Raw genomic sequence first — 25106 nt, 5'->3', positions numbered from 1 at the left:
GCGAATGCACGCTATTCGGACGACACTCTTCCGCGTGGCGAACGAATGACGCCGGCGTTGCGGCTGGCATCGCGCGACAACCGTTCGAAATAGCGTTTGAGGCGGGGCGTCGCAAAATCGACGAAGGCCCGCACCTTCGGCACGTCGAAGCGTCCTTGCGGTGCGAGCAGGTGCACCGGCAAGGGTACATGCTCGTCCTTGTCGAGCAGAATCCGTAGCCGCCCGTCGCGGATTTCGTCCGCGATATGGTAGGAGTACAGCCGCGTGACGCCGTTCCCCTCGACGGCTGAAGCAACCGCACCGCGAACCGTGTTGACGACGAGCCGCGGCGTGAACTGGATCGCCCGCGGCACCGACGAGCCTTTGCCCGGCGGAAAACTCCAGGAGTCGACGCCGAAGCTGGTCATCGAGATGATCTGGTGCTTGGCGAGATCGGCCGGTTCGTTGATGACGGGATGACGCGCCAGATAGCTCGGCGCGGCCGCGATCACGCGGCGCACCTCGCCGAGGCGGATCGCCACAAAGTTGGAATCCGCGAGATGCGCGATGCGCAGCGCGACGTCGATTCCCTCTTCAATCAGGTTCACCTGACGGTCGATCAAATACAGACGGACAGCGACCGCCGGATATTCGTTCATGAAGGCGTCGAGCGCCGGCCGGAGCACGTCCTCGCCCGTGACGATAGGCGCGGTCAGCGTCAACGTGCCGCGCGGCGCGGACCGCTCGCCGCCGGCGGCAATATCGGCTTCCTCGAGATCGACCAGCACGCGCCGGCAGGCTGCAGCATACCGCGCGCCCGCCTCGCTCAGTTTCAGCGACCGCGTAGTCCGGTGCAGCAATTCGGCGCCGACGTGCTGCTCAAGGAAGGCGATCGCGCGGCTGACCGCCGCGGGCGACCGCCGCAGCCGCCGGCCTGCGCCCGCCAGGCTGCCTTCGTCGACCGCCGCGACAAAGACCTTCATTGCGTCGATGCGGTCCATCGGTTCTCCTCACTGCGCCATCACCCCTCATCCTTCGAGACGTTTGCATCGCAAGCCCAATGGCGAATCCGTTACGCGGGATGAGGAGATCAAGGCGGTTAGGGCGCAGTACGGGTCTCCAGCTCGAGGTGGTCCCTGTCACCCCTCCACGTCATACTGCTTGCTGAGGTGATCGCCGATCTGCACCAGCATGGCGACGCATTCGGGATAGCCGGGCTTTGCCACGGTGGCGTCCTCGGCGCTGGCGCGAAATTCCCAGCCGTCGCCGTCGCGGATGATGGAGATGTTGATGCCGTCGGGACAGTCGGAGTGCACCTTCAACTCGGCACGCGCCATCGCGATCAGTTCGGCTTCGGTCTTGATCGGCTTGCCCATGGTGACGGCATCCTCCCGGCGGCTTGATTGGCGAAGGTTGCCGATTTGGCAGGCGTCTGTCGAGAGGGGTCAGCGCGCAGCGCTGGCGCGCTTCTGGTCCGTGATAGCCGGTAGCGCACTCACAGGCTCGACCTTCGGCGGATTAGGCAACGATCCCGTCGAGACCGGGTCCGCCAGCGGCGCGCGGGCGGTGGCGTCAGGGAAACGGGTCTTCATCTCGCGGATGAAGCCGTCCAGCGTGTCGACGCTCGCGGCCATCCGGGCGATCTGGGCGAACTCGGCGCTTGCGCTCGCAACCGGTTTGCTCGCGGTATCGAAGGCGAGCTTGTCTGCCTCTCCAGACATCAGCGGCGCATACTTCTCCCGGAATCGCGCCAGGCCGATGACGTCTTCGGCGAGAGCGTATCCGACCAGGGCACGGATGATATCCGCCTTTTCGCCGGCGTTCAGTGGCGTGAAGTCTCGCCAGCGCTCACCGTAATAGAGCTCGATCTGCTCGGACGCCTGGCGCCAGTGCCGCGACGCCCAGTAGATGTCGGCCCGCAGCCGGATCGCTTCGCGGCCAGTGAGATTGGAGATGATGTCGAGCGCGAGATCGTGACGGCCGACGTCGCTTTGCGCGCGCGCCTCCAGGAGCAGGCGCTGCTGGCGCAGTTCGCCGGAGAGGTCGGCGATGCGGGTCGAGCGCAACGCCGCGATGGCGCGGTCGGGCTTGCGATTGATCAAGTACACCATGGCGAGCCGTGCCGCGACCTGCGCGCGCGCCGCTCCTTCGAGGCGCTTGTCGACCTGGTATTGCAGAAGGTCGGCGGCCTGATCGAGCAGATCGACGCCGACGAGACGGTCGGCAAGACGGCGGATCATCTCGTCGCCGCGGCGGCCGATGGGCGTCAGCTCGCGATATTCATAGAAGGTGCCGAGCGCGTCGATCGGCGGCATCTCGTCGCCCTTGGGACCAAGGAAGAGCTGCACGAACAGCGCCGAGGCTGCGTCCTGCGCCAGCCGCGATTCCGGCGAATTCGGCTGCAGTCGCGTCGCGGCGCGGGATACGGCGAAGGCGTCAGCGTAGCGTCCGGTCTCCGAATAGATTTTCGAGAGCATGAACAGCGTCTTCAATTCGACGGCGTCGCCGCGCCACATCATCGACAGGAGCTCAAGCTCCTTGAGCACGTCGGCCGGGCCGATCTCGCCGCGTTTCTGCCGCAGCAGGGTTTCGAGCAGCCTGCCTTCGGCGGCGGCCTGCCGGTCCGCGGAACTGGCGGCGAAGCGATAGGCGTCAAGCGCGTCCTTCTCCTGCCCGAGCGCCTCGGCAAGCCGGCCGCGTAGCACCGCCACTGCCGGCTTCGTCTCGGCCGGGACGCCGATCACGTCAAGATCGCTCTTTCGCCGCGCGGCGTCGGAATAGTCCCTCACCTCGAGCGAAGCCTTCATCGAATCCAGGGTGATGATGCGCTGCAGGTCGGGCGGCAGCGTCGCAACGGAAAATTCCGCGTTCTTGAACTTCTCCCGCGCCTCCGCCCATTTGCCCTGGCGCGCGAGGGCGAGCCCCTTCCACATCTGGGAGTCGTAGCCGTTGCCGATCACGGGATCGGCAAGGTCCTTCAGGCCCTGCACCGGGCGGCCGATCAGGATGCTCGCGACCGCGTGCAGCATCACCACTGCGGGCTCCACGGCGCCGCGCTTGCTCTCGGAGAGGATCAGGTTGGTGACGCCGTGAGCCTCCTCGTACATGCCGCGCGCCATGTAAAAATCGGCGAGATCGAGCCGCGCCTGCGGAAGCTGCTCGGCATTGGCCACCGCGGCGGCCTCGATCAGATCGTCGAGGTGTTCGAGGAAATTCTCCGACTTGTTCTTGCGCCATTGGTCGGCATCGAACAAGGGTTTGACCGCGGCGGTCGCGCGCTCGGCGGCGACGTCGGCCGATGACAGCGTCAGCCCACCGGGCCGTCCGAGCATCACCTTGTCAGCGCCGACTTCGGCCTTCACATCGTCGGCGTTCGGACGGACCACGAGGCCATGGATCGACTCCAGCAGCGACAATTCGACGAAATCGTGCCGCTTGATGATGCCGCGGGTCGGCGGCGGCGCGGTGGCCACCCAGAGCGTGTCGCCGGCATCGGGATCGACCAGCTTGTGCAGGCGGCCGGGATTGGCCAGAGGCACGCTGACACTAGCCAGCGCGCGGTCGGTGACGTTGCGCACCACGGTGAGCGGCAATGGCGGCTTCTGCACGCGGTCAGCGAAGATCAGTGTCCAAGTCACGCCGCGCGAACGCTCGTCGCTTTCGAGGGCGGGCATTTGCGGCCGGTTGAGGCGGATGCGGACCGCCTGGCCCTTGTCGAGCGGGATGAGGGCGACGTCGGCAACAACGGCGCCGCCCTTGGCGCGGATCGGATCGACGTCAATCGCTTCGACCGTGTCGAACACCATCCACACGGCGTCCGCGCGGCGGAACAGCGCGGCCGGCGTTGCCGATGGAAATGAGAAGGTGACGCGCAAACCGTCGCTGTCGCGCTGCGCCTCGACCGATCCGGCCTTGGCGTCCGGGCGAGCGTCCCCGGGCCGCGCGTCCGGGACAGCCGGCTTGGGATTCGGTGGATCCACCTCGCTCGCCGCGGCCCGCACCTCTTCGGAAGGCGCGGACTGGCCGTCCCGCGGCACGGCTGCCTTCCCCGGCTCCGGCGACTTTTCGATTGCAGGCGTGACCTGCGCGGCGGCAGCCGCCGGCCGTTCCTGCGCCGGCTTCGCCGTGGCGCTCTCGGCCGGCTGCGCGGTTTCGCCCGGTGCGATGGCGGCCTTCGCCGGCCCGGCCAGCGCTTGCTCGGGCTTGGCTTGCTCTGATTTGGCCTGCTCTGATTTGGGCTGTTCGGGCTTGATCTCGATCCTGGCCTGCTCGGCGATGCCTTCCGAGGTCACGGGCGCAATTGGCGCCGGCTGCTGCGGCGGCATCGTCTCCAGCAGCATGCCGCGGGCGTCGGGGATGAGCGAGGCAACCGGGGGCCTTGCCGGCGCGCGCGCCGCACCTGCGCCATGCGCATCGGCCGCCGTGGGCTGCTGCTCGTTCTGTTGGACCGCGACGTCGACGATGTAGTTCTTGTCCTCGCGGAACGAACGAACATCGGCATCGCCGATGAGCGTCATCTCGACGGCTGACGTGTCGGCGTCCGTGCGCTGGCTGATCGAGGCGACGTTCGGCGGCGCCGCAATCTTGGCGTCCGCGAGGTCGAAGGTCAGTACGCTGTTGAAGGAGAGCGTCAGCTTTTGTTCGTTCAGCACCGAGGAGATTCCGACGCCCTCCGGAGCCTCGAACACGAAGCGCACGAATGTCGGTTGCACCAGGGCGCGGACGCGCACCGGTGGTTTCTTCCTGGCGGCATCGGCGGCACGCTGCATCCGCAACAGGCGTTCGGCGGCGCGGGCGCGCTCGGCCAGTTCGCGGATCACCTCCTGCGGCAGCGGCGGCGGCGGACCCTTCCAGCCATCCGGCAGGAAGTCGATGAAGATGCGTTCGCCCGCGGTCATGGTGTTGATTGTCACGCGGCGCGCCAGCGACAGGCGGATCGCCGAGCCATCGGGGTCGCGCCGCGCCGAACCGACATAGTCGGGCACCGCATCTGACAGTTTCGCGACCGGAATATCGACCGGTTGCTTGAAGCGGATCACGACGATCGAGCCTGCTGTCGTCACCTCGGACTCGACGTCGTCCTTCAGCTTGAGAATCAGCCTGGCAAAGCCGTTGGCGGACGTAAATGTCGCCTCGCCCCGCACCGGTTCGGCGAGCGCGACGGTTGGAGATGTCAGTCCGGCGACAAGGATGGTGGCAAGCAAGCACAGACGTGCGGCCCACGCCCAGGCGCGGCCTTGCGACCATGTTCCAGCGGCAGCGGTTCGCGCCATCTCGAAACGTCTTGTCTAAGTCTCAACGAGCCAAGCGCGAAGCACCCTCGCCCACGCATCCCGATCATGGATTGGCGGCGTTAAGGACCTGTTAAATATGCCCGTTTGAGATGCCTTAATTGATTGATTTCCGGCCTGTCTTGGGTCGCCGCCACGGCGGTCACGGCTAACCGGGGCGTACCGCGGCACCGAGCACATGGCCGTGTCGGATTTTGCCGTCGAACCCAACCGTTGGACCGGTTGCTGACACGTCCGCGTCGCGGCCAGAAGCGGACCAGCACGCAGGCAATCAGCGGCCCGGCTGCTCAAGGCAAAAGCCGTCGTCGCCTCAAGCGAGCCAACGCTTGCGCCGCTTGTAGTGCTTCACATCGCGATATGATTTTCGCTTGTCGCCGGCGACGCCAAGATAGAACTCCTTGACGTCCTCGTTTGCAGCGAGCGCGCGCGCTTCACCGTCCATCACCACCCGGCCATTCTCGAGGATATAGCCGTGGCTCGCATATCTGAGTGCCATATTGGCGTTCTGTTCGGCGAGAAGAAACGACACGCCTTCTTTGACGTTGAGATCCTTCACGATCTCGAAAATCTCCTCGACGATCTGCGGCGCGAGCCCCATCGAAGGTTCGTCGAGCAGAATCATCTTGGGGCGCGACATCAGCGCGCGCCCGATCACGCACATCTGCTGTTCGCCGCCCGACGTATAGCCAGCCGTGGAACCGCGCCGCTCTCTGAGACGGGGGAAATAGGCATAGACCCGCTCAAGATCCCGCGCGACCGCCATCTTGCCGTCGCTGCGCGTGAAAGCACCGGTCAGCAGATTCTCTTCGACCGTAAGGTGAGGAAAGGCACGACGCCCCTCCATCACCTGAATGCAGCCGCGCCGCACCAAATCGTTTGGCGACAGGCACTTCACCTCCACGCCGTCGAACAGAATCGAGCCCTTGGTGACCTCACCGCGCTCTGCATGCAGCAGATTAGAGATCGCCTTCAGCGTCGTGGTCTTGCCGGCACCATTGGCGCCGAGAAGCGCGACTATGCCGCCCTGCGGTACCTCCAGCGACACTCCTTTCAACACGAGGATGACGTGATCGTAGACGGCCTCGATATTGTTGACCGACAGAACCGGAGCTGACACGCGCAGACCTTTCCAGACGGTGGCCGGATTCCGGGAGCCGGCACAGGCTCCCGGATCGCTTGCATGCTTACATGCCTCAGCTTTCCTTCGCGCAGTCGCGCGGCTTGATCTTCTTGTCCGCGGCGTACTTCGCGGAAACGTCGGCGACGAGCGGGTCGATCAGCGGCTCGTCCGCCGTGTACCAGTCGGAGATCACCTTCCAGGCCTTGCCATCCCACTGCTGTACGCGCCCGTCGCGCGTGCCCTCGTGGTCGGAGCAGGAGATCCTGATCGGCTTCAACATTCCCTCAAAGCCAAGCTCCTTGATGCGGGCATCGGAGAGATTGAGGTTCTCGAGGCCCCAGCGGACCTGCTCGCCCGTCAGTGGCTTCTGGCCGAACTTCTCCTGCGCCTTGCGGATCGCCTCGACGCCGAGCATGGCATTCACAATGCCGCGGTTGTAGAGAACTTCGCCGACCTTGCCGGGTTCTGTCGAGCCTTTGCCCTTGGCGTAGACGTATTTCTCTATGTCGGCATGTACGGGAAATTTGCCTGCGCCATGCTGAAGCATCAGCGACTTGTAGCCTGCCGCCTGATCGCCCGCGGGCGTCACATCCGGCTCTGCACCCGACCACCAGACACCGATCATCTTGTCGCGCGGATAGGCAACGGCCGCAGCTTCCTTGACTGCAGTGCCGTTCATGACGCCCCAGCCCCAGACCAGGACATAGTCCGGCCGGTTCTGGCGGATCGCCAGCCATTGCGACTTCTGCTCGACACCGGGGTGAGTGACCGGGATCGGCGTGAATTCGAAGCCGTACTTCTTTGCCAGCACGTGCAGCATCGGGATCGGCTCCTTGCCGTACGGGCTGTCGTGATACAGCAGTGAGATCTTCCTGCCCTTCAGCTTGTCGAACCCGCCGAGTTCCTTGGCCACGTGCTGGATTGCGATATCGGCCGCGGACCAATAGGTGCCGAGCAACGGGAAATTGTACGCGAACACCGCGCCGTTCTTCGAGTCGGCTCGGCCGTACCCCATCGTTATGATCGGGATCTTGTCCGTCTCCGTCTTTTCGGTAAGAGCGAAGGTGATGCCGGTCGACAGTGGATTGATGAAGGCCGCGCCGGTCGGTCCCTTGCCCTTGAGGCGTTCGTAGCACTCGACGCCCTTGTCGGTCGCATAACCGGTCTCGCACTCCTCGACCAGAAGCTTGACGCTGTTGATGCCGCCGTCGCGTTCATTGATCAGGCTGTAGTAGTCGGCAACGCCATTTGCATAAGGCGCGCCGTTCACCGCGTACGGTCCTGTCCGGTAGGACAGAATCGGGACGAACTGCTCGTTTTGCGCGGCGGCCGGTGGGGCGAACGGCGCGCCGGAAAGGACGGCCGCCGCCAATATCAATACATTGCGTGCAACACCTGTCATGTTGATATCCTCCTCTCTTGAGCCCCTCTTTTCCGTCAGGGGGATTGGTTGTTCTTCCTCCTCTGCCTGCGGCCGCTGTCTGCGTTGCGATCCCAGGCGCGATCGCTGTTCAATAGGGAAACGGCCAGAGTCTGAGCTTCTCCTTGCCGATCGATATCAGCCGGGCGAAGCCGTGCGGTTCTTTGATCAGCAGATAGCAGATCAACGATCCGAAGATGATGAATTCGAGGTGAGTGATCGTTTGTGTCGACAATGGCACGCCGAGCTCGGTTGGAACGAGGTTCAGCATGATCGGCACGATGAGAATGAAGGCCGCCCCGACGAACGAACCCATGATCGATCCGAGGCCGCCGATGATGACCATGAACAGAAGCTGCAACGAGCGGTCTATCGAGAACGCAAGCGGCTCCCATGAACCGAGGTAGACGAACGCCCAGAGCGCGCCGGCCACACCGACGATGAACGAAGAGACCGCGAAAGCCGTGAGTTTTGCATAGAGCGGCCGGATACCGATCAGTTCGGCAGCGATATCCATGTCGCGGATCGCCATCCACTGTCTGCCGAGATTGCTGCGAACGAGATTCTTCGCCAACACCGTCATCACCGTCACGAAGAGCAGGCATAGCAGGTAGCGCTCGACCGGCGTGCGAACGACCAGGCCGAAGAAATCCAGAGCCGGCGCATTCACCGATCCCGACGGTGCGTAATTGGTGAACCACGGGATCCGCAGAAACGCCCAATCGAAGAAGAACTGCGCGGCGAGCGTTGCAACCGCCAGATAGAGGCCCTTGATCCGCAAGCTGGGAATACCGAACAGGATTCCGACACCCGCTGCCATGAGCCCGCCAAGCAGAATGGATGCCAGTACGGGCAGAGGCGGGATCGAGATCGCGAAACCAAGCCAGGCAAACGGGATATGAACGCCTGTCGCGAGCTTGTAGGCCGAATAGGCTCCGATGGCCATGAACGCGCCGCTACCTAGCGAGATTTGTCCGCAATAGCCGACGAGAATGTTCGTCCCGATGGCGGCGAGCGCCAGGATAAGAAACGGCAACAAGATGGCCCATAACAGATAGTCGCTGCCGAACGGCCAGACATGGAAGGTGGCCAGCAGCGGCACGCCGATGAAGGCAATACCGAGCAAGATAGCGAGCGCAATGCGGTCCTGCCGGATCGGGAAGATCGCCATGTCCTCTGCGTAGGTCGTCTTGAACTGGCCAGCTTCGCGATAAAGCACGACGAACTCCTTGCCTCAGATACGTTCGATGATCCGCTCGCCAAACAGACCTTGCGGCCGCACGAGCAGCACCGCCAACGCCAGCACGTAGGCAAACCAATATTCGATACCGCCGCCGACGGATGGCCCCAGGTATACCTCTGCGATCTTCTCACCCGCCCCCACAATGAGCCCGCCGGCGATGGCTCCCGGGATCGAGGTGAGCCCTCCGATGATCAAGACCGGCAGAGCCTTCAGCGCGAGAAAGGTGATCGAGAACTGCACGCCAAGCTTGGTGCCCCACACGGTCGCCGCGACCAGCGCAACGAGACCGGCAACGAGCCAGACCACGAACCAGATCCAATTGATTGGTATCCCGACGGAGTGCGCGGCCAAATGATCGTCGGCCACAGCCCTGAGTGCGCGACCGGTCTTGGTACGCTGAAAGAAGATCGCGAGGCCGGCGACCAGGATGCCTGCGATCAACGCGCCCCAGACATCCAGCTTGTTGATCAGAATTCCGCCTGGAAAGAGACCGTCTAACACAAACCAGGCGTCCGTCGGGAACAGCCGCAACGGGTAGACATCCGACCCGAAGATCATCTCCGCCGCGCCCTCGATGACGAATGTCACGCCGATAGTGGACATGAACAGCGTCAGGCCGTCCTGGTTGACAAGCGGTCCGATCACGAACCGCTCGATGAGCCAGGCTGTTGCCGCCATGATCACGGCGGCAAAACCGATACCGAGGACGATCGCGGCCCAGGGCGGAAAGCCGTTGGCAACCAGGAGATCGAGGGTGCGAACCATCGCCAGCCCCGCGAGCAATACCATCGCTCCCTGCGCATAATTGAACACGCCGGATGCCTTGAAGATCAGCACGAAGCCGAGCGCGACCAGCGAATAGAGCACGCCGGACATCAATCCGCCGATCAGGACCTCGAGAAACTGACCCAGTGCGACCACGAATGCTCCTCAGTGCGCAACTCCAAGATAGGCCTCGATGACGGCCTGGCTTTTCTTCACCTCGTCCGGCGTACCGTCGGCGATCTTTATCCCATGATCGAGCACAGCCACGCGATCCGAGAGATCCATGACCACGGCCATGTCGTGCTCGATCAGCGCGATCGTCGTGCCGTAATGACTGTTCACATCGATGATGAAACGGGACATGTCCTCCTTCTCCTCGAGATTCATGCCCGCCATCGGCTCGTCGAGGAGAAGAAGGTCGGGCTCCATCGCGAGAGCGCGGCCAAGTTCGACGCGTTTCTGCAAGCCATACGGCAAACGCCCAACCGGGACCTTGCGGATCGCTTCGATCTCCAGAAAGTCGATGATCTCCTCGACTCGGTGCCGATGCTCGCGCTCCTCGGCCAGCGCAGGACCGTAACGCAGCATCTGCCACAATAGGCCCCGGCGCACCTTCAAGGTGCGGCCGGCCATAATGTTGTCGAGTGCGCTCATTCCCTTGAACAGCGCGACGTTCTGAAAGGTGCGCGCGATGCCGCCGCGGGCTGCTTCGAACGGCTGCATCCTGGCCCGGGTTCGTCCCTTGAAGGTGATGGCGCCATGATTGGGATGATAGAAACCGTTGACGACGTTGAGCAACGAGGTTTTGCCGGCGCCGTTGGGTCCGATGATGGCTCGAATCTCGCCTCTTCTGATGTTGAACGTAACATCCCTCAGCGCCCTGACGCCGCCGAAAGCCAGCGCTATGCCATCGACCTGCAGCATGATCTCGTTTGTGTCCGGAGCTCTCATGCGGCCTTCCCCAGAGATTCCGCCGGGCCAACGGCTTGCATGTCGCGAATCCTGACCCTTGCCGCGATCATGCCCTTGCGGCCATCCTCAAAAGTGACTTCAGTGGAGATGTCAGCCTCATGCGAGCCATCGTAGAGCGCCGTGAGCAGCGGCGCATAGCGTTCGGTAATGAAGCGGCGGCGCACCTTCTGCGTGCGGGTTAATTCGCCGTCATCCGCGTCAAGTTCCTTGTGCAAAATCAGGAAGCGGCGTATCTGGGCGCCCGCGAGCGCCTTCTCCTTGACGAGAGAGAGGTTCACTGCGGCGACGTCGTTCGCGACCATGTCGTAAACCAGCGGATGCGCGGCAAGCTCCTGATAGGATCCGTAGGCGACGTTGTTGCGTTCCGCCCAATTCGCGACGGCGACCGCGTCGATGTTGAGCATGGCGCAAACGAACTCTCTTGAGTCGCCGAAAGTGATCGCTTCCTTGATATTGGGAAAGAACTTCAGCTTGTTCTCAAGGTGCTTCGGAGCAAACATCGTGCCGTCAGCCAGCCAACCGACGTCCTTCGCGCGATCGATGATCTTTAGATGTCCAGTCTTCTCGTCGAAATAGCCCGCATCGCCGGTCTTGACGTACCCGTCGGACGTCATGGTTTCCGCGGTCCTTGCTTGATCCTTGAAATATCCGACGAACATGCCGGGTGAGCGAAACTGCACTTCGCCCGATTCCGCAATGCGGATGTCAACGTTCGGCGCCGCCGGACCAACCGTATCGGAGTAGATCTCGCCATCAGGCTGGCACGTCACGTAAAGGAACGCTTCGGTCTGGCCATAGAGTTGCTTCAGGTTAAGTCCGATCGAGCGGTAGAACGCGAACAGATCCGGACCGATAGCCTCGCCTGCAGTATATGCGACGCGCACCCGAGACAGGCCGAGGACGTTCTTGAGAGGCTCGTAGACCAGTAAGCGGCCGAGCGCATAGAGCAACCTGCCTGACAGCGGCACCGGATTCCCGGTCAAGACTCGCTCGCCGTACCGGCGGGCGAGGTCGAGGAAGTAGTGGAACATCCGTCGCTTGATAGGGGCGGCGTCCTGCATGCGGATCATCACCCGCGTCAGCATGGCCTCGAAACCGCGTGGCGGAGCGAAGTAGAAGGTTGGTCCGATCTCACGCCGATCCTGCTCGATCGTGTCACTGCTCTCGGGACACGCCATGCAGAATCCGGCGACAAGACCTTGCACATAGTTGAGGTAGTGATCGCCCACCCAGGCCAGCGGCAGATAGGCCAGCACCATGTCGTCGTGAGTCAGTCCGTCGAACCTCGTGGTATCCGTTGCGGCGTCAATGCAGCCTCGTGTCGACAGCATGACGCCTTTCGACGTGCCGGTCGTTCCCGACGTATAGAGGATGACCGCGATGTCCGAACCGTTGCCTGCCTGAACGAATTCATCAATTCGTTGACCAAGCGCGGCGTCAGCCGCGAGTGCTGCGCGGCCGTCCTCGATGACATTGCCGATTGCGATCGATCGACTGTGATCGTAGTCATCAAGGCCGCGCGGCTCGTCATAGACGATCTTGTCGAGTTGCGGCAGTCGGTCGCACACCGACAAGACCTTGTCGACCTGCTCCTGGTCTTGCGCCGCGACCAGCTTCGCCTCGGCATGAGCGAGAACAAAGGCAAGCTCGTCGGCCACCGCATCCGAATAGACCGGAACGGGGATCGCGCGCAGCGCCTGCGCTGCCATGATGGTCCAGTAAAGCTTCGGCCGATTGGAGCCTACGACGGCGATTGTGTCGCCCGGCTGCACGCCAAGGCGATGCAAGCCCGCGGCATAGGCACGCACGATTTCGGCAACTTGAACCCAGGTCCAGCTCTGCCAGATGCCAAGATCCTTGTGCCGGAACGCCGGACGCGCGCCAAAACGCGCAGCATTTCGCAGCAGCAGTTTGGGGAACGTATCGAACGATCCACCGCCGGCCATGTCGGTCTCGATCCCAAAAACCGGCGCGTTGGTTCGCCCCTGCTTATGGTGATGCCTGCCCTTTTCGGGCAGCAGCTATGCGAGTGCCGCATGCTCTGACATTACAACGGATCACAAGTCGTACAAGTCCCCGGATTGGCCGATCCCGCTACTCTTCCGGGCACGCGCGAGGTGCGGTAGTGCCGAATGCCATTTGCGGAGGAGATTCCGAGAGCCAATCCAGTCCGGAAAGGTATTTGCGGCGGGAGGACGCCGATCGGCTCAGATGGGGTAACCCCAATGTCCGGCAAACCTCATGTTCGGCGGGACGAGCCATAAAAACCAATTGTCGCGCCGCTCAATCTGCGGGTCCCAGGTTCGAGCGCGCCGCCAATCAGCCAAGACCGATCTCTGATTTGCTGCCCGGACGCTCTCCGCCTTTGTGACCTTTGTCACTTCATCGACAACCCGGCCCTGGGTAGACCGGGGTCCAGCATCCCTTGTTCAGGCACGCTCTAATTCGCCTTCGGCGCCAGCATCTTGCCTTCGATCTTGGGAAGCTCGGCAGTCGCCGCTGACTTGTCCCCGCCGGCACGGCGGGCGAGCTCCACGGTGAGCCGCTCGGCGGCCTCCGGTTGCATCTGGCCGAGGATGTCAGACATCTTGCGCGGCTGGATCTGCGAGGCGATCTCGTAGAGCACGTTCATCTCCAGTCGATCGAACACTTTCGCGGCGTCCTTCGGCTTCATGTTCTCATACATGGTGACGATGCCCTTGAAGCGGGCCGCGTCGGCCTCGGTCTTGGCCGCCGCTGCGGCGCTCGCCTTGGCATCATTCGCCTTGACTTCCTCAACCTTGGCCTCGATGCGCTTTTCGGCGGCCTTCAACAGGCTCTCGCGGATCTCGACCTCGCGCGCGCGCTGCTCGAGCTCCTGGCGGCGCGCCTGCAGCCGCTCCAGGATCGCGCGCTCGGAGGGCGACACCTGAGCGGTCTGCTCCATATTGACCACCACGCCGTCGGGCTTCGATGCCTCCGCTGCCGCTGCCACGGGTTTCGCCGCCTCCTCCTTCTTCTCTTCCTTGCCGTGCACCGATCCCGTGACCTCGACCGGGTCGATCTTGATCCTGGGGGCGACGATGGCCTTGTTGCCGCCGGGGAAGTTGAAGGTTTCCTGCGCCCATGACAGCCTGTTCGACTGCGGATCGTAGTCGAACACATAGCCGCCATCGAGCACCAGCCCTGCGATCTTCAGCACCATCAGGCCGAAGATCGCAACCAGGACGACGGGGATGACCCTGATGTCACGAAACGACTTCATGCAGCGAGGCCACCGGCCCTCCGACGTTCAGTGAAGGCTTCGGCAGCCGCCGCAACCGCCTTCGCAGTCGAAACTTTTGGCGCCGCCGGTGCGGGCGCGGGCTCGGACGACCGTGCCGCGAGCGCGATCTTGGACAGGCGGCGCACCACATTGTCGCCTTCTGCGAGCTGGTTCTTCAGATGCGCCGACAATTCCATCGCCGCGTTGAGTTGGCTGCCGAGGTTTTCATTGACGTCGCGGACCGTGTGCTTGAGCCCTCCGATCGCGCGCTCGGCGATCTCGGTCGCGGTGATCAGCTCGGCGATGGTCGCCTTCAGCGAATGCTCGTCCGCCTTCAGCCGCTGCAGGCGCTTGTTGAGCAGCCAGCAGTAGCCGATCGTCAGCATGAGAAGCATGGCAACGAGACTCTCGATTGCCATTCCAAGCGCGTGACTCATGGTGCCTCCATCATCTTGGTCTGCTCGTCGGCCTTCTCGAACATCGCGAAGGTCGTTTGGGGTTTGCGCAAGTTCTTGGCGACGCGGATCGCGACGCGGTCGCCGACCCGGCCCATGCGTCCCTCGGTCAGGGTGACGTTGCCGCAGCGGACCGAGACCAGCGCGTCGGGACGGATGTCCAGCGGCAGCGTGTCGCCGACCTTCAGCCGCATTAATTGCTTCAAGGGGATGTCGGCCTCGTAGAGCACGGCGTCGACCGCGATCTCGGCCTGCGCCACTTCGGTGGCGAAATGGCCCTCCCAGATCGGATCGCGGCCGAATTTTTCGCCCATGAACATCTGCAACAGCACGTTGCGGATCGGTTCGATGGTCGCGTAGGGCAGCAGCAGCTCGATGTTGCCGCCGCGGTCCTCCATGTCGATGCGCAGGCGAACGAGGATCGCGGCGTTGGCAGGACGACTGATCGCGGCGAAACGCGGATTGGTTTCCAGCCGGTCGATCGTGAAGGTCACCGGCGACAATGGCCGGAACGCGTGTTCGGCATCCGCGAGCACCACCTCGATCAGGCGCTTGACCAGGTTGGTCTCGATAGTGGTGTACGGCCGGCCCTCGATGCGAAGCTGGGTCTGGCCGCGGCGGCCGCCGAGCAGCACGTCGATCATCGAATAGATCAGGCTGGAATCGACGGTGGCGAGGCCGAAATTCTCCCACTCCTCCGCCTTGAACACCGAAAGCACCGCCGGAAGCGGGATCGAGTTCATGTAGTCGCCGAACCGCACCGAGGTGATGCGGTCGAGCGAGACTTCGACGTTATCGGAGGTGAAATTACGCAAGCTCGTGGTCATCAACCGCACCAGGCGATCGAACACGATTTCGAGCATCGGCAGACGCTCATAGGACACCATCGCCGAATCGATGATGGCGCGGATTCCCGAGTGGTCGTCGAGATTGACGTCGCCGACGGTGAAGCCGAGGAGATTGTCGATCTCCTCCTGCGACAGCACGCGCTCGCCATTGTTGTTCTTGCCGCCGAAGTCGCGACTGCCGTCCTCGACCATGGCGGCCCATTGCAGCGCCATGCTCTCGGTGAGCTCGTTCTTGGCGGCCGCTTCTGCGGCGGCCGCCGGATCCTCCGAATCGAGCGAGGCCTCCCATTGCGCCGCAATGGCGTCCTGATCCATCTGGTCGTTGCCGGCCATGGCTCTACATCCGCCTCGTCACTGGATCACGACTTCCTTGAAGAGCACCGCGCTCACCTGGTTCGGCGCGAGCGCCAGGTTGACACGCTTGGTCAACTCTTCCTTGAGGCGGAACAGCCCTGCCGATCCATTGAGGTCGCTCGGACGCAGTTCGCGCAGATAGGTCTGGAACAGGTCGGTGACGCGCGGCAGCGACGGCCTGATCGTCTCGACCTGCTTCTCCTCCTTGACCTCGAGCACAAGCTTGACCTTGAGGTATTGCACGCGTTCGCCGGGAGCACCGACCAGATTGACCAGCATGTCGGGAACATCGACGAAAGAAGGCGGCTTTGGCGGCGGCGCTTCGGCATGCTGCTGCTCCTCGCCGTGGCCGCGCAGGAAGAAGAACCATCCCGCGCCGGCGCCGAGCACGACCAGGAATGCCGCGGCGGCAATGATCAGCTTGAGCTTGCCCTTTTTCGGGGCGGCTCCGCCCTCGCCGGCCTCCGTCTTGTCCTCGTCCGCCATCGTCCGCCCGCTTCATCTGAAGGATGCGAACGCGATTGCCACCAGCCTTGGCTTGAAGACGCGATACAAGTGCCGCCGGCGCCACGCGCCCCAATAGCCGCAACGCTAGGGTAATAATGGTTAATGGAAGCTTAGGATCGGCGCGCCACTAGGAAAAAACTGCCGGGCAAACATGGTCAACAAGACCTTTCTGCCGCCCCTTTTCAAGCTCAGCCAAGCACCTAACCCACTCAAAAACAACAACTTTCATCGTTGGCACGGCTTTCGCTGGGAGGACGGCGTAACCGACAGGCTTGGGAGAGCCGAACGGTTACCGACGGTCCGACGCGACGGCTTGGGAGAGCCTGCCCATCGGACCACCTCACAGGGGAGAACCGCCGATGCAGAATACGCTTCTGGTCGGACTATCGAAGCAGATGGTGCTGGAACGGCAGATGGATGTCGTTGCCAACAACATCGCCAATATCGGCACCACCGGCTACAAGGCCGACCGGTCGCTGTTCCAGGAATATCTGGCGTCGGGCGCGCATGAGGACAATTTCATGTCCGGCGACCGCCGCGTCTCATTTGTGCAGGACCGCGCCACCTTCCACGATTTCAGCCAGGGCCCGTCCGAAGAGACCAAGAACCCGCTCGATGTCGCGATCGACGGTACGGGCTTCCTCGTGGTGCAGACGCCTACCGGCGAACGCTACACGCGCGACGGCAACCTGCACATCAACAACCAGGGCCAGCTTGTCAACGCCTCGGGTTACCCGGTGCTCGGCAACTCCGGCCCGATCGTTTTCCAGCAGACCGACAAGTCGATCAGCATCGCCACCGACGGCAACGTGACCGTGCTCGAGGGCACCGGACGCGTCGATTCGGTCCGCGGCAAGCTGCGCATGGTCTCCTTCGCACAGGCCCAGCGCCTCCTCAAGGAGGGCTCCAACCTCTACTCGGCCGAAGGCATCCCGCCCACGCAGGACACCAAATCGCAACTTCGCCAGGGCTTCATCGAGAAATCGAACGTCAATTCCGTCACCGAAATGAGCCGCATGATCGAGATCACGCGGACCTACACCCAAATCGCCTCGCTGCTGCAACAGGAGAGCGACCTGCACAAATCGGCGATCGACAAGCTCGCCGACGTGCCGGCCTGATCCGGGAGACCTGACCGATGCGCGCACTTTACACCGCGGCGACCGGAATGGCGGCGCAGGAACTCAGCGTTCAGGTGATCTCCAACAACATCGCGAACCTGCGCACCACCGGCTACAAAAAGCAGCGCGCCGCGTTCCAGGATCTGATCTACGACCACGTGCGCCGTGTCGGCGCGCAGGCCTCCGACCAAGGCACCATCCTGCCCGTCGGCATCGACCTTGGCGGCGGCGTCAAGACCGTGGGCACGCCGCGCCTGATGAGCCAGGGCACGCTGTCGCCGACCGGCAACGACCTCGACATCGCAATCCGCGGCGATGGCTTCTTCAAGATCCAGATGCCGGACGGCACCTTCACCTACACCCGCGACGGTTCCTTCCAGATGGACAACCAGGGTCGCATCGTCAACGCGCAGGGCAACCCGGTTCAGCCAACGATCACGATCCCGCAAAATTCCTCGCAGCTCACGATCAATACGCAGGGCCAGGTCTCGGTGATGCTGCCGGGCTCGACCACGCCGACCACGATCGGCCAGATCGGTCTCACTCGCTTCATCAACAAGGCCGGCCTGCAGCCGATCGGCGACAACCTGTTCGTGGACACGCCGGCCTCCGGCCAGCCGCAGGACGGCATCGCCAACACCGACGGGTTCGGCGACATGCAGCAATCCAACCTCGAACAGGCCAATGTCGAGGTGGTCTCGGAAATCTCCGACCTGATCGCCGCGCAGCGCGCCTACGAGATGAATGCCAAAGTGATCTCGTCCGTCGACCAGATGCTGCAGTCCACCTCCAACCTGTTCCGCTGAGGATTGACGTCGATGATCGCCCGCTCGCTCCTCTCCATCTCTATGCTGCTCGCTGCCACCGTCAGTTCCGCCGCCCAAAGCCGCAACGAGGTCATCGCCGTGCCGGCGCTGCGCGCCAGCGTCACGGTCTCCGGCGATATCGTGCGGGTCGGCGATCTCATCGACAACGCCGGCAGCGCCGCCACGATCGCGGTCTACCGCTCTCCCGACCTCGGCATGACAGGCACGCTGCCTGTTGCGCAGGTCCTCAACACGCTGCGCACCCATCAGGTGATTGGCGTCGACACCCGCGATCTCAAGGAGATCACGGTCACCCGTCTCGCCCGCACGCTGGATACCGCGGAGATCGAACGGCAGGTCGCGCATGCGCTCGAGCGCCGCCAAGGACTTGGCGACGCCGCCAACATCGCCCTGACCTTCGACCGCGATTCCGGCGACATCCGCCTCGACGCCAGCTATGGCGGCACGATGCAGCCAATCGCGGTGCGCTACGAACCGCGCGGCAACCGTTTCGACGTCACTTTTGAAATTTCAAACGATGCCGGCGCCGCGCCACTCAAGCTGCGCTTCACGGGAACCGCAGTCGAAACCATCGAGGCGGCCGTGCTGTTGCGCGGTGTGGAGCGCGGCGAGGTGCTGAAGGCCTCCGATGTGCTGGTCGAGCGGCGCCCGAAAGTCGAGGTCGGCAACGACGCCGCGCTGCGCGACGCCGCCATCGGCATGCAGGCACGCCGGCAACTCCGCGCCGGCCAGGCGCTGCGCACCGCCGATCTCGCAAAGCCCGATCTCGTCACGCGCGATCAGAGCGTCACGCTGATCTATCGCAGCAGTGGCCTCTATCTCACCGTCCGCGGCAAGGCGATGGATGGCGGCGCCGAGGGTGACGTCGTCAGCGTCATGAACCTGCAGTCCAAGCGCGTCGTTTCCGGCGTCGTCACGGGCCGCGGCGAGGTCTCGATCACAATCGCGACGCCGCGCCAGCCGCCGGTCGCCGACGCCACCCCATCCTCGGGCGACACCACGCCATCCGCCACCGTCAAGCTCAGTTCAGTCGTTCCAAACGCCGAGTAAAGTTCATGTACCGCTTTCGTATCAATCGCCTTATCCTCTCCGCCGCGTTGCTCGCGCTCGGAACAATCGCCAGCGGCTGCTCGTCGATCGACCGTCTCTCCCAGATCGGCGAGAAGCCGAGGCTGACGGAGATCGAGAATCCGACCGCGCAGCCCGGCTACAAGCCGGTGCAGATGCCGATGCCGAAGCCGGAAGTAGCCTCCTACAGCCCGAACTCGCTGTGGCGGAACGGCAGTCGCGCCTTCTTCAAGGACCAACGCGCCGCCCGCGTCGGCGACATCCTGACTGTCACCGTGAACTTCACCGACAAGGCCAATATCGCCAACGAGACCCAGCGCAGCCGCACGAGCAAGGAGGATTCGGGCATTACCGCCTTCCTCGGATCCCAGACAGTCACCCAACCGCTCAAGATCTTGCCCGGCCGCATCCTCACCACCGACTCCACCGCCTCCAGCGACGGCAAGGGCTCAGTGAACCGCCAGGAAGCTCTGCAGACCAACGTCGCCGCAGTCGTGACCCAGGTGCTGCCGAACGGCAATCTCGTGGTCGAAGGCAAGCAGGAGATTCGCGTCAACTTCGAGATCCGCGAGTTGATCGTCGCCGGCATTGTGCGTCCTGAGGACATCCAGAGCGACAACACCATCGATTCCGCAAAGATCGCACAGGCCCGCATCGCCTATGGCGGCCGCGGCCAGATCACCGATGTGCAACAGCCGCGCTACGGCCAGCAGGTGATGGACGTGTTGCTGCCATTCTAGCGGCATGGCATCGAAGCATGAGAACCGGTTCCCGAAAAAGAACCATGCCGGGCTGAAGAGTTCGACGAGCTCCCACATCTCGTCGCGAACCTAGGCGCGACGCGGTGTATCGACACGGCCCTCGCTAGCTCCCCTGGCGAGGGCCGTGTCAGTTTTGGCGAGACAGCGGAAAGTCTTGCCTTTCAATGATGGGACTAGCGGCCGCCCACAGACAGTGGCGCTGCCGTGGAACGTAGATTCAAAAACTAGGGTTTGAAGTTGACTTGCAACGGGCGGCTCAAACTGGATGAGTATCGGCAGGGTAGACGGCGGACCGGGTTCCCGTTCGCCTAACTATCAATCCTTGTTCCAGTTGCCGCCGCGCCAGAGCCACCACATCGCGAACCGATAGGCCAAAAAAAGAAGTACGACCAAAGCCACAATGGTCAGAATCCACCAGGTCATCGTGGTCCCGCGCTCCTCAGAACCTGCTGGCCGCCTACAGGTTGCACTCTTACGTGAATCCTTAAATTGCGCAAGACCAGCGCAATTTTCGAGTCTGTACTGGCGCACAAGATCGGCGAAGGCCGCTCACCGGCACTCACAGCAACTACATCGCCCTCACAATGCTTGGTGGGCCAATAAGTTCGTCGACGACTATGACGACACCGAATGACGCTCCTGCAAATGCATCTGGTTTTCGGCGAACGCCAATTCGGCCCCCAAACCGACGGCCGCAAATACTGGGCTGCAATCTCGGCTTGACGCGACCTCCCTTACAAATCTTCCGACCTCCTTCTCGACTCGTTAACTGTCGCATGAGGGTCCGCTGGCGATCGCGTGCATTCCGCCATAGCTAAGCGCCTGCAGAGTTTTTGATCCGAATGTTCCATGCTCAGAGACGGCGAATATGCGGCCTGGTACCGGACGGCGCACGGTGAAGGCACCGGGATCGTCCATCTGGCAAACGGCCGAATTTCCGGCGGCGATTGCGCGTTCGTCTATGGCGGCTCCTACGAGATTGACGAGCATCGCTTCACGGCAACGGTGACGACCCGAAGGTACGCCGACGGCCCGACCACCGTGTTCGGCCTCGATGAGATCGAGGCGCAGTTGACCGGAGAGATCAGGGGCACCACCGCGGTGTGCTCCGGAACCGCCAAGCAAGCTCCCGGCCTGCGCTTTGAGGTCACGCTTTTCCTGCAGCCGGAAGCGTCGCTGGCGCCGGATCCCAAACAGGCGTCCACATCACCTGACATCAGAAAACTGCCGAAGCTTCCAGCGAACCGACGCGCGACAAAGCCGTTCGTTAAGCGTCTCGGCTGACCGTCCGTCGCGCCGAGGCGCCAGCCGCCGACGTTTAGGAACTCCGAAGCCGGTGGCGCCGCCGCCCTACCGGGCGTACGATCCGCCGCGACGCGCAACATCCCGATCGATGCAGCCGGAAGGAGGAAGTCATGTATGCCGCCATCCGTCAGGCCAGGGCGAAAGCCGGCTCGGCCGAAGAACTCGCACGCCGGATCAAGGAAGGCGCAATCCCGATTATCAGCGATGTCGAAGGCTTCATGGCCTACTACGTGGTCTATGCCGGCGACGATACGGTAACCGCGATCAGCGTCTTCAACAATCACGCCAGCGCCGAAGAGGCCAACCGCCGAGCGCTTGCCTGGATCGATCAGAATCTCGGGCCGTTGCTGGTCGGTCAAGCTACCGCGGTCGCCGGGCCTGTGATTGTGCATACCAAGGCGTGACGGTCGCCGCGACGCCAACCGCCGGACTTGACCGCGATGACCAGCCGCGAACGGCTTCCCGCCGTTCGCATGGCAGCGACCGGGAAAACGTGACTCGGCAGAACTTTCCGCGTTCACCGCTGGGTGCATCGACACCGGCTGCAATCTCCCTGGAAAAACATGCGCCCGTGCTGGCACGGGGCTTGCTCGTCGATCGAGGGATCGCAGGGGGTGAAGATGACGGCAATCTCGGCTTTCGGGCCGATCACGGCGAGCATGACGAGCGCCGCGTTGAAGACGGCATTGAACGCCGACGGGACCACCCGAGGTCCGGTCGGTTTACTTGCGGATAACAGCGTCGAGCAGCAGTTCCTCAAATATGCGCAGATGAGTCCGATGGACCGGCTGCGCGCCAATATCCTGAAGAGCATGGGTCTGACGGAAGACGATCTGAACAACATGTCGCCGGACCAGCAACGCGCGGTCGAGCAGAAGATCAAGGATCTCATCACCCAGGAGCTCGAGAAGAACGCCGACAAGAAGGGCCAGTTCGTCGACGTTTCCGCATAGCGTGCGGACTCATAAACGCTGTGCCGTGCAGATCAGAAAATAGCGCTTCCCGGGCACCTCAGCGGCTACCCGATTGCCGGCGGATATCTTCCAAAAGACCGCGCACCGCGCCGATCTCTTTGCCGAAGCCTGCCCAATCTCCGGACTTCAACCGCTCCATCGCCTGATTGTAGCGATCGAGCGCCTCCTGCGCGCGTCTTACTGCGGACCCTTCGTCCGACATCTTCGCTTCAGCGCCGGGCGCTACCAGCGCGGTTCCGCTTTCCACGAAGAGTGCCGACAACGCCTCGGCAAGGGTTTCCTTCATGACGACATTCTCACCATAGGCGGCGATCACCCGCTTGAGCTCCGGCAAATGTCCTTGCTCGGCCCGCAAATACAGCGGAGACACGTAGAGGATCGAATTCTCGATCGGGACGACAAGCAGGTTTCCCCGGACCACTCGCGAACCCATCTGGTTCCATAACGATATCTGCTGGGAGATTTCCGTGTTCTGGTGGATTCTCGCCTCGATCTGGAACGGTCCGTAGACCAGTTTCTCCTTGGGAAATTCGTACACGATGAGCTTGCCATAGTCGGGCGCGTCGCAGCGCGCGGCAAGCCAAGCTATCATGTTGTCGCGGCGGCTCGGCACCATGGGGATCATGATGAAGAACTCGGCCTGGGCTTCTCCAGGCAGCCGCATGACGATGTAGTAAGGGACCATCAAAGTAAGGCCGTCCATTGCAGAGACGCCGTCGCCAGCGGGCTGGCGCGGAAATTGCCAAAGGTCCTCGCGGTTATAGAAAACGTCAGCAGATTCCATGTGGTAGGTTTGGAAAAGCCGCGCCTGAATCAGGAAAAGGTCTTCGGGGTAGCGAATGTGTTTTTGCAGATCGGGTGGCATGGCCGCGAACGGCTTCATCATTTCGGGAAAGATACGCTGATAGGTGGAGACGATCGGGTCCGCCAGATCCATCAGATAAAAATCGACGGTGCCGTTATAGGCATCTATCACGACCTTCACCGAATTGCGGATGTAGTTGAGGTTGAGGCCCGGCGCGGGCTGCGCGGAAGGAAAATAATCGCTCGTCGTATAAGCGTCCTGTATCCAGAACATACGGCCATCGCTGATGACCAGATAGGGGTCGCGATCGAGGCTGAGGAACGGGGCGATGGTGCCGACCCGTGTCTGTATGTTGCGCCGGATCATAATTCGGCTGTGGTCGGTGATGTAGTCTGAAAGCAGCAGGTTTACGTCGCCAAAATGGTGGGCGAAGATCAGTCTCCTCACCATCCCCGACAGCGGGACACCGCCGGAGCCGTCATAGGCTGCGTAGACGTTGTCCTTTCCTTTTGGATAGTCGAACTCCGGAACGATTCCCTGGACGATGACGTAGTCGTTAGTCTCCTTTCCGTAGTAGATGCGCGGCTCGCGAATTTCGGGGCCCCCGTGCGCAACCGGGGGAATATCGCGCAAATAGAGCGGCGGAAGCCCTTCACCGCTCTTTTGGGTTACCGGGCTCATTACCGCGCCATTGCCGTGAGTGAACAGGATATGGCGGTTCACCCATGTCTGTGCGTTCGGTGGCAGCAGCGAGGAATTGAGCTCGCGCGCCGAAAGCATGACACTTTGGTAAGTGCCGCCAAGCCAGTAACGATCGACATCAAGCTCGCGCAGTCTGTAGTAGGTGCGAATCTCCTGCAGTTGGGCGTAGGTATCGGCCAGTGGCTGCCAGTCCCACAATCTTATGTTGTCGATCGTTGCCTTGTTGGCCTCGAGTGTCTCACGGGTCAGGTCCTGTTCGGCAGGGAATGGCCTCGGCATGATCCGATTGAGATTGTAGGCTTCCCGAGTCAGCATGATGTTGCGCGTGATGTAGGGCCGCTCCCACTCCAGTTCGTTGGGCTTTACGTAAAATCGTTGAAACAATCCCGGGATCACGCCCGACAGCAGGAAAGCGCCCCCGAACAGCAACACGATTGCCGCAGCGGGGAGCCGGTAAGTGCGCGCCCACACGTTCGCCCATGCGGCGAAAGCGGCGACTATCGAAAGCGCGATCAGCAGCCACAGGACCGGCAGTTCCACATGGATGTCGGTGTAGCTTGCGCCGAGCACGACGCCGTTATCCCCGTAAAGCAAGAGGTAGCGGTCGAGAGCATACGACCATGCCTTCACGGCAAAGAAGCAGCCCAGAAGCGCCGAGCCGTGGGAGATTGCTGCCGGCGACATCGATTGTTGGGGCGGGTACTCGATGTCGCCATGCACCCAGTAGATAAATCCGGCGAACAGCGCACTCAACGAGAGCGTGACCAATGCCCAATTTTTTATGGCGATAAAGGCGGGCAGAGAGAAGAGATAGAATCCAATGTCCTTATCGTACAATGGATCGGTGGATCCGTAGGGCACGTGATAAAGAAACAGAAGAATGGCATTCCAGTTGCTGGTTTCTCCCCAGGCGACCAGCAGAGCGACGACCCCCGCACTGGCGACGATGACCCAGGGCCACTGCAGCCGGTTGCGCATGAATTCAAGGGGATCGGGTGGCGTCGCAGTGGCCGCAAGCTTCGCCTGGAAGTCGAGCGGAAGGTGGCGTCGCCGCCCGGAGAGGCCAAGTGCCAGCCGCGCGTTCGTCCACACCGCAAAGGCGGTCGCCGCGAAAACAACGAAAAAGACTCCGGCCTTCGCGCCGAACGTCGTCCAAAACACCTGAGCGTAACCGATTGCGGAAAACCACATCCAGTCGACCAGGACGTCTCCCGCGAGCGCGAGCAGGGTCAGGGCAAGGGCGACTATGATGGCCGCGATGATCGACCCCACCACGGCGCTTCGCCCTGGAGCCTTCCGTTCGGGTCCGGAAATCCCGATCGTCATGGCGCCATTATAGCAGAAC

The 25106-nt window shown here is 62.5% G+C and carries 21 protein-coding genes; 7 read left to right on the top strand and 14 right to left on the bottom strand.

Annotated elements, in window-relative coordinates; genetic code table 11:
• Positions 1-11: 11 nt before the first annotated feature.
• The 13 genes from JQ553_RS23960 to fliL form a co-directional block, all read right to left on the bottom strand.
• A complete protein-coding gene (locus JQ553_RS23960) occupies positions 12-980 on the bottom strand; it encodes a LysR family transcriptional regulator (protein ID WP_212502491.1) in 969 nt (322 codons plus the stop codon).
• A 138-nt stretch (positions 981-1118) separates the two neighbouring features.
• Positions 1119-1355, bottom strand: a complete 237-nt coding sequence (locus JQ553_RS23955) for a hypothetical protein (protein WP_212502490.1) — start codon at positions 1353-1355, stop codon at positions 1119-1121.
• A 69-nt stretch (positions 1356-1424) separates the two neighbouring features.
• Complete coding sequence (locus tag JQ553_RS23950; protein WP_212502489.1) at positions 1425-5252, bottom strand: tetratricopeptide repeat protein; 3828 nt, start codon at positions 5250-5252, stop codon at positions 1425-1427.
• Positions 5253-5580: 328 nt separating this feature from the next.
• Positions 5581-6387 carry an ABC transporter ATP-binding protein gene (locus JQ553_RS23945; protein WP_409363090.1) on the bottom strand — a complete coding sequence of 269 codons (807 nt, stop codon included), beginning with the start codon at positions 6385-6387 and terminating at the stop codon, positions 5581-5583.
• A 76-nt stretch (positions 6388-6463) separates the two neighbouring features.
• Complete coding sequence (locus JQ553_RS23940) at positions 6464-7792, bottom strand: ABC transporter substrate-binding protein (protein ID WP_249144545.1); 1329 nt, start codon at positions 7790-7792, stop codon at positions 6464-6466.
• 109 nt (positions 7793-7901) lie between these two features.
• On the bottom strand, positions 7902-9029 hold the full coding sequence (locus JQ553_RS23935) for a branched-chain amino acid ABC transporter permease (protein ID WP_212502488.1): 1128 nt from the start codon (positions 9027-9029) through the stop codon (positions 7902-7904).
• Positions 9030-9044: 15 nt separating this feature from the next.
• Complete coding sequence (locus JQ553_RS23930; RefSeq protein WP_312015190.1) at positions 9045-9974, bottom strand: branched-chain amino acid ABC transporter permease; 930 nt, start codon at positions 9972-9974, stop codon at positions 9045-9047.
• Positions 9975-9983: 9 nt separating this feature from the next.
• The gene (locus JQ553_RS23925) at positions 9984-10769 is read right to left on the bottom strand and encodes an ABC transporter ATP-binding protein (RefSeq protein WP_212502487.1); all 786 of its coding nucleotides are present in this window, start codon (positions 10767-10769) and stop codon (positions 9984-9986) included.
• Positions 10766-12736 (bottom strand): AMP-binding protein, encoded by a 1971-nt coding sequence (locus tag JQ553_RS23920; protein WP_212502486.1) that lies wholly within the window; start codon positions 12734-12736, stop codon positions 10766-10768. Before JQ553_RS23920 ends, JQ553_RS23925 begins: the two co-directional genes overlap by 4 nt.
• Positions 12737-13230: 494 nt before the next feature.
• Positions 13231-14034, bottom strand: coding sequence for a MotE family protein (locus JQ553_RS23915; protein WP_212502485.1), 804 nt, complete (start codon positions 14032-14034; stop codon positions 13231-13233).
• Positions 14031-14471, bottom strand: a complete 441-nt coding sequence (locus tag JQ553_RS23910) for a DUF6468 domain-containing protein (RefSeq protein ID WP_212502484.1) — start codon at positions 14469-14471, stop codon at positions 14031-14033. The genes JQ553_RS23915 and JQ553_RS23910 overlap by 4 nt, the downstream gene beginning before the upstream one ends.
• On the bottom strand, positions 14468-15670 hold the full coding sequence (gene fliM / locus JQ553_RS23905; RefSeq protein ID WP_212502483.1) for a flagellar motor switch protein FliM: 1203 nt from the start codon (positions 15668-15670) through the stop codon (positions 14468-14470). Before fliM ends, JQ553_RS23910 begins: the two co-directional genes overlap by 4 nt.
• Before the next feature lie 18 nt (positions 15671-15688).
• Positions 15689-16177 carry a flagellar basal body-associated protein FliL gene (fliL, locus tag JQ553_RS23900; protein ID WP_212502482.1) on the bottom strand — a complete coding sequence of 163 codons (489 nt, stop codon included), beginning with the start codon at positions 16175-16177 and terminating at the stop codon, positions 15689-15691.
• Positions 16178-16557: 380 nt separating this feature from the next.
• Between fliL and flgF the strand changes: the two genes are divergently transcribed.
• The 7 genes from flgF to JQ553_RS23865 all read left to right on the top strand — a co-directional run bounded on the left by flgF (position 16558) and on the right by JQ553_RS23865 (position 22233).
• Positions 16558-17319 carry a flagellar basal-body rod protein FlgF gene (gene flgF / locus JQ553_RS23895; protein WP_212502481.1) on the top strand — a complete coding sequence of 254 codons (762 nt, stop codon included), beginning with the start codon at positions 16558-16560 and terminating at the stop codon, positions 17317-17319.
• Positions 17320-17336: 17 nt separating this feature from the next.
• Positions 17337-18125 (top strand): flagellar basal-body rod protein FlgG, encoded by a 789-nt coding sequence (gene flgG, locus JQ553_RS23890; protein WP_212502480.1) that lies wholly within the window; start codon positions 17337-17339, stop codon positions 18123-18125.
• Between the two features lie 12 nt (positions 18126-18137).
• Entirely contained in the window at positions 18138-19196 is a 1059-nt protein-coding gene (gene flgA / locus JQ553_RS23885; protein WP_212502479.1) for a flagellar basal body P-ring formation chaperone FlgA, read from the top strand.
• Between the two features lie 5 nt (positions 19197-19201).
• Positions 19202-19954 (top strand): flagellar basal body L-ring protein FlgH, encoded by a 753-nt coding sequence (flgH, locus tag JQ553_RS23880; protein WP_212502478.1) that lies wholly within the window; start codon positions 19202-19204, stop codon positions 19952-19954.
• Positions 19955-20824: 870 nt separating this feature from the next.
• On the top strand, positions 20825-21259 hold the full coding sequence (locus tag JQ553_RS23875) for a hypothetical protein (RefSeq protein ID WP_212502477.1): 435 nt from the start codon (positions 20825-20827) through the stop codon (positions 21257-21259).
• Between the two features lie 131 nt (positions 21260-21390).
• The gene (locus tag JQ553_RS23870; protein WP_212502476.1) at positions 21391-21684 is read left to right on the top strand and encodes an antibiotic biosynthesis monooxygenase; all 294 of its coding nucleotides are present in this window, start codon (positions 21391-21393) and stop codon (positions 21682-21684) included.
• 216 nt (positions 21685-21900) lie between these two features.
• Entirely contained in the window at positions 21901-22233 is a 333-nt protein-coding gene (locus JQ553_RS23865; protein ID WP_212502475.1) for a hypothetical protein, read from the top strand.
• Between the two features lie 58 nt (positions 22234-22291).
• Here JQ553_RS23865 and JQ553_RS23860 read toward each other — a convergent pair whose 3' ends face one another.
• Positions 22292-25087 carry a UPF0182 family protein gene (locus JQ553_RS23860; RefSeq protein ID WP_212502474.1) on the bottom strand — a complete coding sequence of 932 codons (2796 nt, stop codon included), beginning with the start codon at positions 25085-25087 and terminating at the stop codon, positions 22292-22294.
• Between the last annotated feature and the right edge of the window lie 19 nt (positions 25088-25106).

The organism is Bradyrhizobium lablabi (assembly GCF_018131005.1).
Taxonomy (GTDB): Bacteria; Pseudomonadota; Alphaproteobacteria; order Rhizobiales; family Xanthobacteraceae; genus Bradyrhizobium; species Bradyrhizobium lablabi_D.
Note: the sequence above shows the minus strand (reverse complement) of the source record. Positions and strands in the feature narration are given on the sequence as shown.

What these genes read in the sequence shown, in the direction of transcription:
- JQ553_RS23960 (WP_212502491.1), bottom strand. Translation starts at nt 980, where the DNA reads ATGGACCGCATCGACGCAATGAAGGTCTTTGTCGCGGCGGTCGACGAA.
- JQ553_RS23955 (WP_212502490.1), bottom strand. Translation starts at nt 1,355, where the DNA reads ATGGGCAAGCCGATCAAGACCGAAGCCGAACTGATCGCGATGGCGCGT.
- JQ553_RS23950 (WP_212502489.1), bottom strand. Translation starts at nt 5,252, where the DNA reads ATGGCGCGAACCGCTGCCGCTGGAACATGGTCGCAAGGCCGCGCCTGG.
- JQ553_RS23940 (WP_249144545.1), bottom strand. Translation starts at nt 7,792, where the DNA reads ATGACAGGTGTTGCACGCAATGTATTGATATTGGCGGCGGCCGTCCTT.
- JQ553_RS23925 (WP_212502487.1), bottom strand. Translation starts at nt 10,769, where the DNA reads ATGAGAGCTCCGGACACAAACGAGATCATGCTGCAGGTCGATGGCATA.
- JQ553_RS23920 (WP_212502486.1), bottom strand. Translation starts at nt 12,736, where the DNA reads ATGGCCGGCGGTGGATCGTTCGATACGTTCCCCAAACTGCTGCTGCGA.
- JQ553_RS23915 (WP_212502485.1), bottom strand. Translation starts at nt 14,034, where the DNA reads ATGAAGTCGTTTCGTGACATCAGGGTCATCCCCGTCGTCCTGGTTGCG.
- JQ553_RS23910 (WP_212502484.1), bottom strand. Translation starts at nt 14,471, where the DNA reads ATGAGTCACGCGCTTGGAATGGCAATCGAGAGTCTCGTTGCCATGCTT.
- fliM (WP_212502483.1), bottom strand. Translation starts at nt 15,670, where the DNA reads ATGGCCGGCAACGACCAGATGGATCAGGACGCCATTGCGGCGCAATGG.
- fliL (WP_212502482.1), bottom strand. Translation starts at nt 16,177, where the DNA reads ATGGCGGACGAGGACAAGACGGAGGCCGGCGAGGGCGGAGCCGCCCCG.
- flgF (WP_212502481.1), top strand. Translation starts at nt 16,558, where the DNA reads ATGCAGAATACGCTTCTGGTCGGACTATCGAAGCAGATGGTGCTGGAA.
- flgG (WP_212502480.1), top strand. Translation starts at nt 17,337, where the DNA reads ATGCGCGCACTTTACACCGCGGCGACCGGAATGGCGGCGCAGGAACTC.
- flgA (WP_212502479.1), top strand. Translation starts at nt 18,138, where the DNA reads ATGATCGCCCGCTCGCTCCTCTCCATCTCTATGCTGCTCGCTGCCACC.
- flgH (WP_212502478.1), top strand. Translation starts at nt 19,202, where the DNA reads ATGTACCGCTTTCGTATCAATCGCCTTATCCTCTCCGCCGCGTTGCTC.
- JQ553_RS23875 (WP_212502477.1), top strand. Translation starts at nt 20,825, where the DNA reads ATGCTCAGAGACGGCGAATATGCGGCCTGGTACCGGACGGCGCACGGT.
- JQ553_RS23870 (WP_212502476.1), top strand. Translation starts at nt 21,391, where the DNA reads ATGTATGCCGCCATCCGTCAGGCCAGGGCGAAAGCCGGCTCGGCCGAA.
- JQ553_RS23865 (WP_212502475.1), top strand. Translation starts at nt 21,901, where the DNA reads ATGACGGCAATCTCGGCTTTCGGGCCGATCACGGCGAGCATGACGAGC.
- JQ553_RS23860 (WP_212502474.1), bottom strand. Translation starts at nt 25,087, where the DNA reads ATGACGATCGGGATTTCCGGACCCGAACGGAAGGCTCCAGGGCGAAGC.